Annotated in this window: 12 protein-coding genes, 4 tRNA genes and 1 other RNA gene; 15 read left to right on the forward strand and 2 right to left on the reverse strand. The window is 41.2% G+C overall.

What is annotated here, in order from left to right; translation table 11 throughout:
• Positions 1 to 9 precede the first annotated feature (9 nt).
• The 7 genes from BW139_RS07900 to BW139_RS07930 all read left to right on the forward strand — a co-directional run bounded on the left by BW139_RS07900 (position 10) and on the right by BW139_RS07930 (position 6928).
• Positions 10 to 85 (forward strand) — tRNA-Thr (locus BW139_RS07900).
• A 51-nt stretch (positions 86 to 136) separates the two neighbouring features.
• Positions 137 to 212: transfer RNA gene (locus BW139_RS07905), tRNA-Phe, on the forward strand.
• 60 nt (positions 213 to 272) lie between these two features.
• Positions 273 to 348 (forward strand) — tRNA-Thr (locus BW139_RS07910).
• A gap of 126 nt (positions 349 to 474) precedes the next feature.
• A tRNA-Phe gene (locus tag BW139_RS07915) sits at positions 475 to 550 on the forward strand.
• A 695-nt stretch (positions 551 to 1245) separates the two neighbouring features.
• Positions 1246 to 2655: an efflux transporter outer membrane subunit gene (locus BW139_RS07920; protein WP_076919303.1), complete on the forward strand. Its 1410-nt coding sequence runs from the start codon at positions 1246 to 1248 to the stop codon at positions 2653 to 2655.
• Positions 2652 to 3848 carry an efflux RND transporter periplasmic adaptor subunit gene (locus tag BW139_RS07925; RefSeq protein WP_076919304.1) on the forward strand — a complete coding sequence of 399 codons (1197 nt, stop codon included), beginning with the start codon at positions 2652 to 2654 and terminating at the stop codon, positions 3846 to 3848. The genes BW139_RS07920 and BW139_RS07925 overlap by 4 nt, the downstream gene beginning before the upstream one ends.
• Positions 3845 to 6928, forward strand: a complete 3084-nt coding sequence (locus BW139_RS07930; protein ID WP_076919305.1) for an efflux RND transporter permease subunit — start codon at positions 3845 to 3847, stop codon at positions 6926 to 6928. Before BW139_RS07925 ends, BW139_RS07930 begins: the two co-directional genes overlap by 4 nt.
• A gap of 146 nt (positions 6929 to 7074) precedes the next feature.
• Here BW139_RS07930 and ssrS read toward each other — a convergent pair.
• Positions 7075 to 7258, reverse strand: a non-coding RNA gene (gene ssrS, locus BW139_RS07935) — 6S RNA.
• 491 nt (positions 7259 to 7749) lie between these two features.
• On the opposite strand from ssrS, the gene BW139_RS07940 reads away from it, so the two are divergent.
• Genes BW139_RS07940 through BW139_RS07955 form a run of 4 tightly spaced genes read left to right on the forward strand, consistent with a single transcriptional unit; the run spans position 7750 to position 12037 of the window.
• Positions 7750 to 8313: a UPF0149 family protein gene (locus BW139_RS07940; RefSeq protein ID WP_008110427.1), complete on the forward strand. Its 564-nt coding sequence runs from the start codon at positions 7750 to 7752 to the stop codon at positions 8311 to 8313.
• Between the two features lie 36 nt (positions 8314 to 8349).
• Positions 8350 to 9672 (forward strand): Xaa-Pro aminopeptidase, encoded by a 1323-nt coding sequence (gene pepP / locus BW139_RS07945; protein ID WP_076919306.1) that lies wholly within the window; start codon positions 8350 to 8352, stop codon positions 9670 to 9672.
• A 14-nt stretch (positions 9673 to 9686) separates the two neighbouring features.
• Complete coding sequence (gene ubiH / locus BW139_RS07950; protein WP_076919307.1) at positions 9687 to 10874, forward strand: 2-octaprenyl-6-methoxyphenyl hydroxylase; 1188 nt, start codon at positions 9687 to 9689, stop codon at positions 10872 to 10874.
• Positions 10871 to 12037, forward strand: a complete 1167-nt coding sequence (locus BW139_RS07955) for an FAD-dependent oxidoreductase (RefSeq protein WP_076919308.1) — start codon at positions 10871 to 10873, stop codon at positions 12035 to 12037. The genes ubiH and BW139_RS07955 overlap by 4 nt, the downstream gene beginning before the upstream one ends.
• 160 nt (positions 12038 to 12197) lie before the next feature.
• On the opposite strand, the gene BW139_RS07960 is transcribed toward BW139_RS07955, so the two are convergent.
• On the reverse strand, positions 12198 to 13397 hold the full coding sequence (locus tag BW139_RS07960; RefSeq protein WP_076919309.1) for an alpha/beta hydrolase-fold protein: 1200 nt from the start codon (positions 13395 to 13397) through the stop codon (positions 12198 to 12200).
• Between the two features lie 382 nt (positions 13398 to 13779).
• On the opposite strand from BW139_RS07960, the gene rpsF reads away from it, so the two are divergent.
• From rpsF to rplI, 4 genes are read left to right on the forward strand one after another with little or no spacing between them, the layout of a single operon-like run.
• Positions 13780 to 14121, forward strand: coding sequence for a 30S ribosomal protein S6 (gene rpsF / locus BW139_RS07965; RefSeq protein ID WP_008110420.1), 342 nt, complete (start codon positions 13780 to 13782; stop codon positions 14119 to 14121).
• A gap of 43 nt (positions 14122 to 14164) precedes the next feature.
• Positions 14165 to 14482: a primosomal replication protein N gene (gene priB / locus BW139_RS07970; protein WP_008466122.1), complete on the forward strand. Its 318-nt coding sequence runs from the start codon at positions 14165 to 14167 to the stop codon at positions 14480 to 14482.
• A 12-nt stretch (positions 14483 to 14494) separates the two neighbouring features.
• Positions 14495 to 14722 (forward strand): 30S ribosomal protein S18, encoded by a 228-nt coding sequence (gene rpsR, locus BW139_RS07975; RefSeq protein ID WP_002962753.1) that lies wholly within the window; start codon positions 14495 to 14497, stop codon positions 14720 to 14722.
• A gap of 36 nt (positions 14723 to 14758) precedes the next feature.
• Positions 14759 to 15211 carry a 50S ribosomal protein L9 gene (gene rplI, locus BW139_RS07980; protein WP_008110407.1) on the forward strand — a complete coding sequence of 151 codons (453 nt, stop codon included), beginning with the start codon at positions 14759 to 14761 and terminating at the stop codon, positions 15209 to 15211.
• Positions 15212 to 15545 lie beyond the last annotated feature (334 nt).

The raw sequence follows: 15545 nt of genomic DNA on the forward strand, positions 1-15545 counted from the left end.
GTTTAGTGTGCCGACTTAGCTCAGCTGGTAGAGCAACTGACTTGTAATCAGTAGGTCAACCGTTCGACTCGGTTAGTCGGCACCATTTTATTTTAGTTGAATGTTTACAATAACGTTAAACTAGCACTGTTTAAGTGCCTCGATAGCTCAGTTGGTAGAGCAGAGGATTGAAAATCCTCGTGTCCCTGGTTCGATTCCGGGTCGAGGCACCATTTACAAAGAAGTTATCAATCTTTAAAATTGATGAAGTGCCTTAGCACACAGTTTAGTGTGCCGACTTAGCTCAGCTGGTAGAGCAACTGACTTGTAATCAGTAGGTCAACCGTTCGACTCGGTTAGTCGGCACCATTTATTTTAGATAATTTAAAAGAGCAACTGACTTGTAATCAGTAACTCATCTAAGTTATACGTTCGACTCGGTTAGTCGGCACCATTTATTTAAATAGTTAGTTTAACTATTTGCACTGTTTAAGTGCCTCGATAGCTCAGTTGGTAGAGCAGAGGATTGAAAATCCTCGTGTCCCTGGTTCGATTCCGGGTCGAGGCACCATTTATACAAAGCCTCGCACATGCGGGGCTTTTTTGTTTCTGAATTTAGCTGAGCTATTGTTCGGCATCGAACTACGTTCGATTATAAAATACATCCTTGTATTTTCCCCTTCGGGCCATCTTTTAGATGTTAAAAATTGTTCCTGACAATTTTTTGCCGGGTCGAGGCACCATTTATACAAAGCCTCGCACATGCGGGGTTTTTTTGTTTCTGAATTTAGCTGAGCTATTGTTCGGCATCGAACTACGTTCGATTATAAAATACATCCTTGTATTTTCCCCTTCGGGCCATCTTTTAGATGTTAAAAATTGTTCTTGACAATTTTTTGCCGGGTCGAGGCACCATTTATACAAAGCCTCGCATATGCGGGGCTTTTTTGTTTCTATTCTAAATTTGGCTCAGCATCAAACTACCTTCCATCTCAAAATATATTTATAATTTTATTCCGCTTTAGCTGGTGTAATGCCAACAGTAAATCCTGCCGTCTTTTCTATATTCACTTTTTAAGAGTTTAAATTAACTTTTTGATTAAAAGTTGGCTTGCTGATTTTTTTGTGATCATTGTGTTAACACTTGGCGTATTGAGTGAACTTATAATTTCATCGCAAGCTATGTAATGTTATGTAAAGTCAATTGAGCAAAGTTTGCTAAAGTGATTGAATAACATTCATAAATAGCACTAATCAGGTTTAAATATGATGTGGCAATGTAAGCCATCTTTATTAGCAATAAGCATTATAATGCTAAGCGGTTGTGCGAGTAATTTAAACCCGCAACAACGTGAGCGAGCGCCGAGTGCACTACCTACCCAATGGCAGCAAGCTGCCGCTAAATCGGTAATAGCCGTAAACGATACTTGGTTCAATAAGCTAGCTTCACCAACAGTAAAGCAGCTAGTTACGCAAGCGCTTAAAAATAATCAACAACTACGACAAGAGCGTTTCGATGTAGAAATACAAAAACAACAATTAATTATTACTGGTGCTGCATTGTGGCCTAGCTTAGATATTTCATCACGGGTGGGGCGCAGTAAAAACAATCGCCCTGTTAGTTATAATAATTCGAGCTCTGTATTGTTAGAGTTAGGTTATGAAATTGATTTATGGGGTAAGCTTTCAAACGCAAAACGCAGGGACAATCTTAACTACCTTGCTCAGCAAGCTCGTTATGAGCAGGCTAAACAACAGCTTATTGCAGATGTTGTAACTAATTGGTTTAACCTAATCAGTGCAGAGCAATTACTTGATTTATTTAAGCGCAGAGAAGCTAATGCTAAACAAAACCTCGAGATTATTGAGTCGGGTTATCGCCAAGGTTTAAATGAAGCGTTAGATGTTTATTTGGCGCGTAACGAATTAAATAATGAACGCTCACGTATAGCCACTCAGCAAGCAAATTTAAGTCAATCTGCTCGTCGTCTTGAGCGCTTGTTGGGCGAGTATCCAAAAGGATTACTGGCGGCTAATCACGACTTACCCGTTATTAATGACGATATTCCTCTAGGTCTCCCCTCAGAGCTTATTACTCGTAAACCCACATTACGTGCTAGTTGGTATCAATTGTTAGCCACAGATGCTTCACTGGCTTATGCTCATAAACAGCGTTTCCCAAGTTTAAACTTAAGTGCAGGCTTAAGTGATAGTACTAGCAGGGTAAGCGACTTATTTTCTCCATCAAGCCTAGCATGGTCTCTGATAGGTAGTATTTCAGCTCCTATTTTTAATGGTGGGCGACTTGCTGCCAACGAAGAAATAGCCAGTTTACAAACGCAAAAGCAAGAGCAAGCTTATCTGCAGTCTTTGTATGATGCATTTAGCGATGTTGAAAATGCTATTTCGCAACAGCAGTCACTCAAAGCGCGCTACCAAAGTACATTACAAGCACAAGAGAATGCGTTAGCCGCCGAACAACTATCGTTTGAACAATATCAAAGTGGCTTAGTTAGCTACACCACAGTACTTGATGCGCAAGCCCGTTCATTTGATGCGCAAAGCTCACTGATTGAAATTAAAAATCAACTACTAACTAACCGAATTAATTTACATGTTGCCCTTGGTGGCGATTTTGTAAAATCAATATCCGTACAGGATGAACAAGCAATATGAAACTCAATAAACAAAAAATAATTGTTCCTGCCGCTATCATCATAGCTACACTTTTTTTAGTGATGTTTATTAAAGGCAATCCACCAACCGCATCACGTTTTTCAGCGCCACCGAAAGCAAAAATTAATGTTGCAGTAAAGCCATTACAGTTAATTGACTACTCAGTTGAAATTGATAGTTTTGGTACGGTTAAACCGCGGACTCAGAGTATGTTAGTGGCTCAAGTTTCTGGTCAAATTATCGATATAAATGAGCAGTTTCGCGAAGGTGGCTTTTTTGCCAAAGATGATGTGCTATTGCAACTAGATGATCGCGATTTAAAAGCGGAAGTTAAATCTGCACAAGCTAACTTATTAAATGCAGAGCAAAGTTTGTTAGAAGAGCAAGCTCGTGGTCGCCAAGCATTGACCGACTGGCAGCGCTTAGGGAATGAGTCTGAACCGAGTATTTTAGTACTTAGAAAGCCGCAGCTAGCAGCAGCCCAAGCACAGGTTTTATCAGCTCAAGCACAGCTAGAAAAAGCACAACTCAATCTTGAGCGCACTAAAATTAAAGCGCCCTATGCTGGACGAGTATTAAACCGCAGTGTCGACCTAGGTCAGGTGGTGTCTAATAACATGCAGTTAGCGACTATTTATGCCACTGACAGTGTTGAAATACGCTTACCAATCAAAAATAAAGATCTGCCTTTTATTAATTTACCAGAGCAATATCGAGATGGTGCTAAAAATCAGCGTGGCTCAGCGGTTAACTTCACTTCTGATTTAATTGGCGAGCAACAATGGCAAGGCCAACTTATTCGTACTGAGGGCGCAATAGATGAAAGCGCCCAGCAATTATATGTAGTGGCTAAAATTAACGACCCCTATAAATCAACTAGTGATAATCAATATCCAGTAAAAATAGGCCAATATGTTAAAGCTAAAATTAATGGCAAAGTCGCCTCTCAGGTACTCGTTATTCCTAATAGCGCTATATACCAAGGAAGTTATGTTTATGTAGTAGAAAATGACGTATTACAGCGCAGAAATATCACATTAGCGTGGCAAAATGCACAGCAAGGCATTGTAAAAAAAGGTTTAGAAGCTGGTAGCCAGTTAGTGTTAACACCGCTTGGGCAGGTAAGTTCAGGTACACCTGTACAGGTAATGGGTGCTACTCCTAAGGCACAAAAACGAGGAGAGCAGCCATGATCGCTTGGTTTACTCGTAACCATGTGGCTGCCAATTTACTGCTCATTAGTATTGTGTTGGGTGGATTATTCAGCCTTTCTTCTAAATTGCCTTTAGAAGTATTTCCTTCGTTTGTTTCTGATCGGATTAATATTAGCGTGAGCTTACGTGGTTCAACCCCTGAAGATGCTGAAAAAGGGGTCACCATACGTATAGAAGAAGCATTACAAGATCTCGAAGGTATTAAACAAATATCAAGTCGCTCTTCTGAGGGATCATCACAAGTCAGTGTCGAAGTTGATACCGGCTACGATGAGCGTGAACTGTTAGCGGATATAAAAAGCCGTGTTGATGCCATTAATACCTTTCCAGCCGATGCAGAAAAACCAGTAATAGGGTTAATCCAGCGTAAGCGTGAAGTAATTGCAGTTACAGTTTCAAGCGACTACAACGAAAAAGAAACCTTAGAATACGCAGAGCAAGTACGTGATCAATTACTGCGAATTCCGGCTATTACCCAAGTTGAACTAAGCGGCGTACGCAACTACGAGCTGGCAATTGAAGTAAGCCAAGATACGCTGCGCCAATACGATTTAACCCTGGCACAAGTATCTAGCGCTATTGCTAATTCAAGCTCAGACATTTCTGCCGGTAATCTTAAAACAGAGGGCGGTGATGTACTTATTCGCTCAAAAGGGCAAGCCTATCGAAAAGATGAATTTGCCAACATAGTGATAAAAAACCAGGCTGATGGCACCATTATTCGTTTAAGTGATATCGCAACCATTAACGATGACTTTGAAGAAACCCCCGTGCGCACCCGCTTTAATGGTAAGCAAGCGGCTTTTATAGATGTGTATCGTATTGGTCCGCAAAGTGCGATAGAAGTGGCTGATGCAGTTAAAAATTATATTACCAGTGAGCAAGCTAATTTACCGCAAGGATTTTACCTGAGCTATTGGGATGATGACTCTGAGGTAGTAAAAAGTCGTATTGCAACACTGACTAGTAATGCCTTACAAGGTGGTATTTTAGTACTGGGATTACTGACTTTATTTTTAAGACCAGCCATTGCGTTTTGGGTGTTTATTGGTATCCCGGTTTCGTTTATGGGTGCATTTATGGCAATGGCGGCATTTGGAGTCACCATTAATGTTATTAGCTTATTCGGTTTTATACTCGTGCTGGGGATTGTGGTGGACGATGCCATTGTCACTGGGGAAAACGTGTATACCCACTTAAAAACTGCTAAATCCGGTGAAGAGGCTGCCATAAAAGGGACTCAAGAAGTTGCTACGCCCGTTACTTTTGGGGTACTTACAACCGTAGCTGCTTTTTTACCCTTAGGTTTTATAGAAGGCGCTCGCGGCGCTATTTTTGCGCAAATTCCGGTGGTGGTTATTCCTGTTTTATTATTCTCTCTTATAGAGTCTAAATTTGTCTTACCTGCGCATTTAAAATATATCAAACTGCGTCAACAAAAAGGCGAAGGCTCTAAATTGGAACAACTTCAACAGCGTTTTGCAGATGGTTTTGAACATGCCATTTTAAAATATTATCAACCGGTATTGGGGTTAGCACTACGTAATAAATTGGCTACAGTCAGTTTATTTATGGGCGTATTTTTAATTATTTTAACTATGATCACCAGTGGTTGGACTAAGTTTATTTTCTTCCCGCGGATCCCAAGTGAAACTGTACGCGTTAATTTAACTTTTCCTGCAGGCACCCCGTTTGAGGTTACCAATAAATACATTATTGATATGTCAGATAAAGCCAGAGAGCTTCAGCGTAAGTATCAAGATGAAGAAACAGGACAAAGTATTATCCTTAACATTTTAGCCAGCACTGGTGGAAGAGGAGGGGCTGCTAACTCGGGTAGTGTGCGCTTTGAAATCACCCCAGCAGAACAGCGAGAGTCAGATATCGGCTCGCGTGAATTGGTAAAAGAGTGGCGGCAACTGATAGGTATAGTGCCAGGAGCTGAAAGCTTAACATTCAGAGCTGAGATAGGCCGAAGCTCAAACCCTATAGATGTTCAATTATCGGGTAATTCTATTAGCACACTGCAAACTGTTGCTGAGCAAATTAAACAACGTTTAGCGACGTACCCCAGTGTATTTGATATTGCCGATAGCATGTCTGACGGTAAGGAAGAGCTGCAAATAGAGTTAACAGAGCAAGGATTAGCCCTTGGGCTAAATAGGGTTGATGTATCAAGGCAAGTGCGTAACTCATTTTTTGGTGTACAAGTGCAACGCATTCAACGCGGGCGCGATGATGTGCGCGTTATGGTGCGCTTACCTATAGATGAAAGACGCTCAGTTGCTGATTTAAAAGATATATTAATACAAACGCCTAATGGTGGGCGAGTGCCGTTATCGCACGTAGCCACTTTAGTACCGGGTCAAAGCCCATCAACTATTACCCGTATCGACCGTTACCGTACGCTTAATGTATCGGCAGATGTAGAAAAAACCGATACCAATATGACCGTTTTACAAGCCGATTTAAAGGCTTATTTAGATGAGTTAGTTCAACAGTACCCAGGTGTTAGCCACTCCCTTGAAGGCGAAGCGAAAGAGCAGCGCGAATCGTTTGGTTCGTTACTGTGGGGAATGATCTTTGTCTTCTTTGTCATTTATGGATTACTCGCCATTCCCTTTAAATCATACTTACAACCGCTGGTGGTGATGAGTATTATTCCTTTTGGCATGATAGGCGCGGTAATCGGTCATTGGATAATGGGGATGGAGCTTACCATAATGAGCTTACTAGGCATGCTTGCGTTAATTGGTGTGGTTGTGAATGACTCGTTAGTACTGGTTGATTTTATTAATAAGAAGCGCAGTGAAGGGCTCGATTTAATGGAAGCGGTTAAAACTGCTGGCGCATCGCGCTTTCGCCCGGTTATGCTTACCAGCTTAACCACTTTTATAGGCTTAATGCCATTGCTGTTTGAAAAGGCGACTCAAGCGCAGTTTTTAATACCTATGGCTGTGAGCTTAGGGTTCGGGATCATATTTGCGACCTTTATAACTTTATTACTTGTTCCAGTTAACTATATGCTTATGGAGCGCTTTCAAGGTTGGTTTAAGTAGTGTTAGGCATTAGAAAGACAAAGGGATAGGCGTTAGAAATAAAATTAAATATCGGGCTGTGGAGACGCAGTTCGATATATTTAAAGACGAAAGATAGGGAATATTTAGTCTAAAGAAATGCTTGAGAACCTAAGCTATAAAGGAAGGTGTTCCCCGAGCATGCGGTGCCCGGTGTCAGTCCTGAAACCTTGAGGTTTCAGGGCGGAAATCTGCGGTCTACCGTAGGCTTCTCGGTACATGCCGAGCTTGCACAATAGTAGACGAACAAAAATCCTGGTATAAAATTTATCGGCTCAGGGACTTAACCAAGCTCCTGCACCCCAGGGAACAAATTCAGTATATAAGACATATTCCAATCCTTAAACCCCAATCGTAAAAAATTAAACTGTTCGCTCAGTTTTCCTGCAAATTTAGGGTCTGTTGACCTTTGCGGATTAAAATTTGTTCAAACTAGGGGCGGTTTAATCGCGGCGCGAGGTTTGTAACCTAGTGGGCTAAGTAAAAACCGAGCAACAAAGAGTAAATCGCCCCTAGGCAGAACCCTTCGGGCAGCGCCTGTTTGGCATTGATGCTGCGTTATCGCCTATTTATGGGGAATAACCACACCACATAGGCTCTGCCTTGCCTAAATACCAAACAGACTGCTGCAAATTTAACCTTGAAGGGTCAACAGACCCTAATCTTGTATTTACTTTTAAGATTGCTTTTTGAACTTAATCAGCTTTTCAATCGCTTGCTTTTGACCTCAGTCATAGAATTCATTGGAGTTGCTTTTTATCGAGTGGTAGCATTGCTTTAATTAGCAAAGCGAAGACGTCATTATGAATAACTTACCAGATTACGAAAAAGCCCAACTTCTTTTAGAGAAAAACGAAATATTTGTATCACCCGCAGAAGCGCATGGCGTTATTAGCGGTTTACTTGCTTGTGGGTTAAGCATTGATGATAAAGAATACTTAGGCTTATTGAGCGATGTATTTAATGATGGCGAGTCGTTTAGCAACGATTTAAAGCAGTTTTTTGGCCAAATTTATCAACAAGTGGTTGAAAGTTTTAATAACGAAGAGTTTCAATTTGACTTGTTTTTACCTAGTGATGACGAAACACTCATCGATCAGGCCAACGGGCTCGTATCATGGGTAGCTGGGTTTATGTTGGGCTTTGGCTTAAAGCAAAAAGACTATGGCAAGCTGTCGGCAGATGTAAAAGAAGTGATCAGTGACTTTAGCGAAATTACACGCCTAGATACAACCTTTGAAGAAACCGAAGAAGATAGCCAAGCACTGCATGAAGTGATTGAGTACGTCCGCGTATCGGCGCTTCTGTGTTTTGCTGAGCTAGGCAAAGAGCAAAATCCACAAAGCAACAAAAAAACACTGCATTAATTGAGCAACACAATAAAAGTAATGGGTTAGTTATTAATGGTTGAAATACAAAAGTCAGAGTTTAAAGCGCGCCGCGAGCGTTTATTGGCGGCAATGGATAATAACAGTATTGCTATAATTCCCGCAGCAACAGAACTCACGCGTAGCCGTGATACTCATTATCCGTTTCGACAAGACAGTGACTTTTTTTACTTAACTGGTTTTAACGAACCCGATGCCGTGTTGGTGCTTTGTAAGAACAGTGATACGCCTTCACTATTATTTTGCTTAGATAAAGACAAACTTGCAGAGGTATGGCACGGCAGGCGCATTGGTTTTGAAAAAGCACAAAGCGAATACTTATTCGACAAAACTTATGCACTTAGTGAGCTAAATGAACAATTATTGAATTTGGTGAACGGCCAACAGATTTTATTTTATGCACAAGGGACGTATCCTGCCTTTGATGGCAAAGTATTTTCAATGCTTAACACTTTGCGCAGTGCCCCTAAAAAAGGGGATACCGCACCGAGTACAATTAAAGATATTCGCCCTTTATTGCATGAAATGCGCTTATTTAAATCGCCAGGCGAAATTAACATTATGCGTGAAGGCTGTGAAATAAGCGCTCGAGCACATATGCGAGCCATGCGTTTTTCCCACGTTGGCGCAACCGAGTTTCAATTAGAGGCAGAGCTTCATCATCACTATGCAATGAACGGTGCGCCACATCCTGCTTATGGCACTATTGTTGGCAGTGGCGATAACGCCAATATTTTGCACTACACCCAAAATAGCGACGTATTAAACAATGGCGACTTAGTACTGATTGATTCAGGCTGTGAGCTACAAGGCTACGCCGCCGATATAACACGTACTTTCCCCGTTAACGGTAAATTTAGCACTGAGCAAGCTGCGCTTTATAATATTGTACTTAAAGCGCAAGAAGTCGCATTTAGCGAAATAAAACCCGGTGGCCTTTTATCTCAGGCAAATAAACTCGCTATGCAAGTACTAACCCAAGGGTTACTCGATTTAGGTATTTTAACCGGCGATTTTGATGAGTTAATGGCACAAGGTGCCTGTAAAGAATACTACATGCATGGCCTTGGTCACTGGTTAGGACTTGATGTTCATGATGTGGGCGATTACAAGGTTAATAACCAAGAGCGTGTCTTAGAGCCGGGTATGGTGCTAACCATTGAGCCTGGGCTGTATATTAGTAAAGACTCAAATGCGCCTCAAAAATACCAAGGTATAGGTATTCGTATTGAAGATAACTTATTAGTAACTGATTCAGGTCACGACAACTTAACCATTAGCGTGCCTAAAACAATTAGTGAAATAGAAGCGTTAATGCAAAGCGCTAAAAACGCATAAGCTTGGAGATAAAAGTGGCTAAGCAGTTTGATATTGTAGTAATTGGTGGTGGTTTAGTCGGCGCAAGTTGTGCTCTAAGTATAAGTAAAAAAAATCCCAGCTTAAATATTGCTGTAATTGAAGCAAATCAAGTAACCACTGATTATCATCCAAGCTTTGATGACAGAAGCATCGCACTTGCCCAGCAGTCGGTAGAGTATTTACAAAGCCTCAATTTATTTGAAATGAACGCTCCCTATGCTGCGGCCATAAAAAAAGTCAGTGTGTCAGACAAAGGGCACTTTGGTAAAACCCATATACAGTGTGATGAGTTTGCAAAACCCTCATTAGGTTATGTGGTAGAGGTAAACCCATTTGGCAGAGCGCTGCATCAGCGTTTAATGCAATCAAACATATCGCTTTTTTGCCCAGATAGCGTAACAGCGATAAAACAAAACGCCGATAGTAATGAACTTACATTACAAAGTAGCGAAAAACTGAGTGCTAAGCTGTTGGTGATTGCCGACGGTGCACAGTCGCCAACTCGTAATTTATTGGGGCTCGGCTTCAATACCCAGCCTTATGAACAAGGTGCGATTATTGCCAATATAGAAGTCGCTGGTGGACACCATCATCAGGCGTTTGAGCGGTTTACCCAAAATGGCCCAATGGCTTTATTACCCATGAGTAATAACCGCTATTCGTTAGTATGGTGTATGCGCCAAGAACATATTGAGCAGCATATGGCATTAAGTGAACCAGACTTTATAAGTGCGCTGCAAACTGCCTTTGGTTATCGTGCAGGACAGTTTATAAAAGCCGGTATGCGCGCTAGTTACCCTTTAGTTTATGGGCAAATAGAATCGTTAACGACGCACCGGGCAGTGGTGATAGGCAACGCGGCACACGCAATTCATCCTATTGCAGGACAAGGCTTTAATTTAGGGTTGCGAGATGTACAAGTGCTGAGTAACTTAATTGCAAACAGTGAACATGATTTAGGTAGCTATGCTTTTACTCGTCAATATTCAATCAAGCGCAGTGATGATATAAAAACCGTAATGACATTGACCGATGCCTTGGTTCGACTTTTTTCAAATTCATCACGGGTGTTAGCGCTTGGTCGAAGTATTGGGCTATTTTCAATGGATTTATTCCCTGCATTAAAAGCCCCATTAGCAAAACAATTAATGGGTCAAGTTAAACAAGGTACACGTTTATGAAACAAGTACAGGTTTGTATAGTGGGTGGTGGCTGCGTTGGGTTAACGCTGGCGCTCGGGCTTGCTAAAGCGAATATTAGCGTGGCTGTGTTAGATGCTGCGCCAACTCAAGCTTCACCTAGCGATGATTATGGCTTACGAGTTAGTGCACTAAGTATTGCCAGCCAGACCTTACTGGAGCAATTAAATGTATGGCCACACATAATAGCTGAGCGTGCTTGTGCTTATACGCACATGGATGTACGCGATGCCGACAGCTTTGGAAAAATAACCTTTAATAACGAGCAACTTGAGCTTGAGCATTTAGGGCACATTGTTGAAAACGATATTATTCGCTTTGCGCTAATAAAAGAGCTTGAGCAACAAAGTAATGCCACAGTGATGTTTGATACTGAGTATCAGCAAATACATCAAAGTGAATCTGACGTATTTATTAATTTAAAAACTGGCGAACCTATTATTGCTAAGTTGCTGGTGGCGGCTGATGGTGCAAATTCAGCGATTCGTAAACAGTTTAATATGGCGCTGAGCTTTAAAGATTACGATCACCATGCCTTAGTCGCGACAGTTAAAACCAAAGAGTCACATGCAAATACCGCACGCCAAGTGTTTTTACCAACCGGGCCGCTAGCGTTTTTACCACTAAGCGATGAGCATACTCATTCTATTGTGTGGTCTACCAGCCCCAATCATTGCGATGAATTGCTAGCAATGGACGACACCGCTTTTAATAAAGCAGTTATGGCTGCCATAGATGGCCAATGTGGTTTATGTGAAGTGCAAAGTAAGCGCGTCGCATTCCCACTTAAAATGCGTTACGCCCAACAATGGGTTAATGGCAACGTGGTGTTAATGGGCGATGCAGCGCATACCATTCATCCATTAGCAGGGCTCGGTATGAACCTGGGCCTAAAAGATGCGGCTTATTTAATCGAGCTGTTAAGTCAAGACGCCAAAGAATTTGCCAGTACACGGACACTGCGTGATTACGAACGTACCCGCAAGCTCGACGCACAAAAACACATCGCCATGATGCAAGGGCTAAAAGAGTTATTTGAAGGCGCAAACCCAATTAAAAAGCTGATTCGTGGAGTAGGGCTTTCACTCGTTGATAACTTAGGCCCAATCAAACACTTATTCGCCAAAGAAGCGATAGGGAAGTAATAAAGACAAGCTGTCAGTTTCTAGCTGTCAGCTTTCAGTAAAATAAAAACCGATGTTTAGTTTAAGCATCGGTTTTTTTATAGGCTAATGCTTTCTTTAGTGTATGCGTACAGCTTGCTGACGCGACGAGCGAAGCTCGTAATGCTTTTAAATTGATGAGCTACAAATTTTCTTGTGCTTCATTCACCATATCTTGCAGTGCATCGATTAACAGCGGGTCACGCGAGTTCTGTTTAGCAAGTTCTAGTGCGTGTGTCATGCTGGTAACGGCTTCTTTAAACTGTTTGTCAGCCGTGTAGCCTTGCGATAATCGCATGTGGGAGTAAGCTGCATTTGGGTAATCGCGAGTAAAGCGTTTAAGTGTGGAAATAGCTTTTTTAGTGTTGCCAAACTTTTGCTGGCGGTGGGCAAATTCTACGTACACATCTTGTGGAATTTTAAGCTCAAACCCGTACTTATCGCTCAGTACCTGGTAGTAACCGGTAATAAGTGATACATCAGCGAATTTTCCGTGCTCGTCAGTCACTTTAAATATTAGGTCGCTAAATAAGTGAATTAAGCTATCGCTAAGTGCTGGAAGTATGGTGCCCATATGAGTAAAAGAGGGGTAATGCTTATATTCCCATTTTAGCTGCGTGGGCATTTGTTGCTCTAAATTTACTAAAGTATTTAATGCACCTGTATAAAAGCGTGCGCCTTCACTTGCTACACTAATAAATAACGCTTGAGCGCCTTTAGGGTTTTTAGTGTATTTAGTGATATTACTTTTTAACTCTTCATCACTCCACCAACTATTTGGGCTTATGGCTATATAGTTGTTAAATAATTCCGGCTGATTAACTAAAGTATAAAGCGCTAATGTACCAGCATTAGAATGACCAATTAAGGTGTTGTAACCATTAGTTGGGTAGTTGCTATTTATATAGGGCATGAGTTCGTCAGACACAAACTTTAAAAAATTATCGGTTTGCCCTGCGTCAGGCCATTTACTTTTAACAAAGGTTTGAAACTCAGTTTTAGGCTCCCCTTGTACTTTGGGTAAGTAATCACGAACACGGTTAGTTGTATCAATAGCAACAAGCATAACATTAGGTATCTGATCGTAATCAACAAGGGATTTGATTACGCCAGACGCCGTATGAAAGTGTTCAACACCATCAAGTAAATAAATAACGTAAAGCGGCTGATCGTCTTTTACAGTTTCAGGTATGAAAATTCTGACAGGCCTATCTTCATTAAGTATTTTTGATTGAAGAATGACTTTTTTACCCACGGTTATGTCGGTTGTAGCGGTGTTTGCATAGCTTAAAAAAGAGGTACTAAAAGTAAGTATTAATACAAGCGATAATAAAAGCTTCATAAATATCCTTATTTAATAATGTGTTGCTCAATAATTGCACGGCTTTAGGTTTGAGTAAATGTTTATATTTTAGAAGTAAATGTAGAGCTTAAATAATTTAAAGCTATGCTTTTCAAGCTCGGCGTCTACCTCGTAAATATTAAACACTAATCTTTATTTTATTTGTTGATATCAGGGGAGCATCTAATAATGTCTTCCCGAAACCCGAAACCCGAAACCCGAAACCCGATTCACTTATCTATCAAAGCTTAAAAAACCTGCTTGCTTAATTATCCTACTAAGCGTAAAATGCGCGCTCATTTCGGCTTTTAAACTATTAATTCCTTGCCTTAAACCGACCGGCCGAAACGGTAGAAGGCTCTATTAACCGTAAGGAATATCCATGCGTCATTACGAAATCGTATTCATGGTTCACCCTGATCAGAGTGAGCAAGTATCTGGTATGATCGAACGTTATACTGGTTCTATCACTGAAGCGGGTGGTACTATCCACCGTCTTGAAGACTGGGGCCGTCGTCAACTGGCTTACCCAATCAACAAGCTTCATAAAGCTCATTATGTTCTTATGAACGTTGAAGCACCAACTGAAGTAATCAGCGAGCTAGAAACTACTTTCCGCTACAACGATGCAGTGCTTCGTAACTTAGTTATGCGTACTAAAAACGCTGTAACTGAAGCGTCTCCTCTTGTAAGAGAAGAGAAGAAAGAAGCACCAGCTGCTTAATTGTTTTGAGTCCTAGCATGGCACGTAGTCAGCAGTTACTATAATGGTTAGCCCATATACGAATCAGCTGGTTATATCGGGGGTAGTTTGTAAAACACCCAAGTTTAGCCAAAGCCCCGCGGGCATACCGCATTGTATTTTTGTTGTAGAACATAAATCAATGCAAGTTGAAGCAGATCTTAACCGTAATAGTTATGTTAGGCTTCAGGTGGTTGCCAGTGGTAAGCAAATGCAACAACAGACTCAACATTTGCACGTTGGGCAGGCATTGCAAGTGAGTGGTTTTTTAAATCGCCACGAAGGTCGTAACGGCCTTAGCCAATTGGTTTTGCATGCTCAGCATATAGAAAGAATTATTTGAGGAATTAATCTCATGGCACGTTATTTCAGACGTCGTAAGTTCTGCCGCTTTAAAGCGGAAGGCGTACAACAAATCGATTACAAAGATCTAGCTACTCTTAGAAACTATGTTACAGAAAGTGGCAAAATCGTACCTAGCCGTATCACAGGTACTAGCGCTAAATACCAGCGCCAGCTAGCAACTGCTATTAAGCGTGCTCGCTACTTAGCCCTTCTTCCATACACTGACTTACATAAGTAAGCAGCGGATTAACACGTTTTTAAAAGGTGTAGAAACATGCAAGTTATTCTACTAGATAAGATCGCTAACCTAGGTGGCCTAGGTGACCAGGTTGTAGTTAAATCTGGCTTCGCACGTAACTTCCTTTTCCCACAAGGTAAGGCAGTTCCTGCAACTAAAGCAAACATTGAAACGTTTGACGCACGTCGCGCAGAACTAGAAGCAAAAATCGCTGAACAGTTAACTGCAGCACAAGCACGCGCTGACAAACTTGAAGCATTAGCAGAAGTTACATTAGTATCTAAAGCTGGTGACGAAGGTAAATTATTCGGTTCAATCGGTACTCGTGACATCGCTGACGCTATCTCAGCTGTTGGTGTTGAAGTTGCTAAATCAGAAGTTCGTTTACCTCTAGGTACTATCCGTGAGACTGGCGAATTTGACGTTGCAATCGCAGTACACTCAGACGTAACAGCTACTATTAAAGTAATCGTTATTGCTGAAGCTTAATTTTTTAAAATTAAGTTAAAAAAACCGTGCTTAGGCACGGTTTTTTTTGATCAAAATTAAAGGCACTTTCCCCAATAGCTTTGAGCTTGCTAAAAGCAGCTTGGTTACACCAATCCGCAATAATACTTAATCATTTTGAGGGGCTAAATCAGATGCTAGCTGCATTAAAAGCGCCTCATTTAGAACAACTAAATAACGAAATTTTTGCCTTGTTATCGACACTATTTTCCTTCCTTAAAATAGCTCACTTCATCAAGCGAATTGATACTAATTAATTTACTATTCAGAACTCAGGTTTTTATTACTCTCTTATATATACAAACAACCTACCCCA

It is taken from the genome of Pseudoalteromonas sp. SK18, assembly GCF_001974855.1.
Taxonomy (GTDB): Bacteria; Pseudomonadota; Gammaproteobacteria; order Enterobacterales; family Alteromonadaceae; genus Pseudoalteromonas.

Bases quoted from the DNA above. Each gene is read 5' to 3' on its own strand.
- BW139_RS07920 (WP_076919303.1), top strand. From the start codon at position 1,246: ATGATGTGGCAATGTAAGCCATCTTTATTAGCAATAAGCATTATAATG.
- BW139_RS07925 (WP_076919304.1), top strand. From the start codon at position 2,652: ATGAAACTCAATAAACAAAAAATAATTGTTCCTGCCGCTATCATCATA.
- BW139_RS07930 (WP_076919305.1), top strand. From the start codon at position 3,845: ATGATCGCTTGGTTTACTCGTAACCATGTGGCTGCCAATTTACTGCTC.
- BW139_RS07940 (WP_008110427.1), top strand. From the start codon at position 7,750: ATGAATAACTTACCAGATTACGAAAAAGCCCAACTTCTTTTAGAGAAA.
- pepP (WP_076919306.1), top strand. From the start codon at position 8,350: ATGGTTGAAATACAAAAGTCAGAGTTTAAAGCGCGCCGCGAGCGTTTA.
- BW139_RS07955 (WP_076919308.1), top strand. From the start codon at position 10,871: ATGAAACAAGTACAGGTTTGTATAGTGGGTGGTGGCTGCGTTGGGTTA.
- BW139_RS07960 (WP_076919309.1), bottom strand. From the start codon at position 13,397: ATGAAGCTTTTATTATCGCTTGTATTAATACTTACTTTTAGTACCTCT.
- rpsF (WP_008110420.1), top strand. From the start codon at position 13,780: ATGCGTCATTACGAAATCGTATTCATGGTTCACCCTGATCAGAGTGAG.
- priB (WP_008466122.1), top strand. From the start codon at position 14,165: ATGGTTAGCCCATATACGAATCAGCTGGTTATATCGGGGGTAGTTTGT.
- rpsR (WP_002962753.1), top strand. From the start codon at position 14,495: ATGGCACGTTATTTCAGACGTCGTAAGTTCTGCCGCTTTAAAGCGGAA.
- rplI (WP_008110407.1), top strand. From the start codon at position 14,759: ATGCAAGTTATTCTACTAGATAAGATCGCTAACCTAGGTGGCCTAGGT.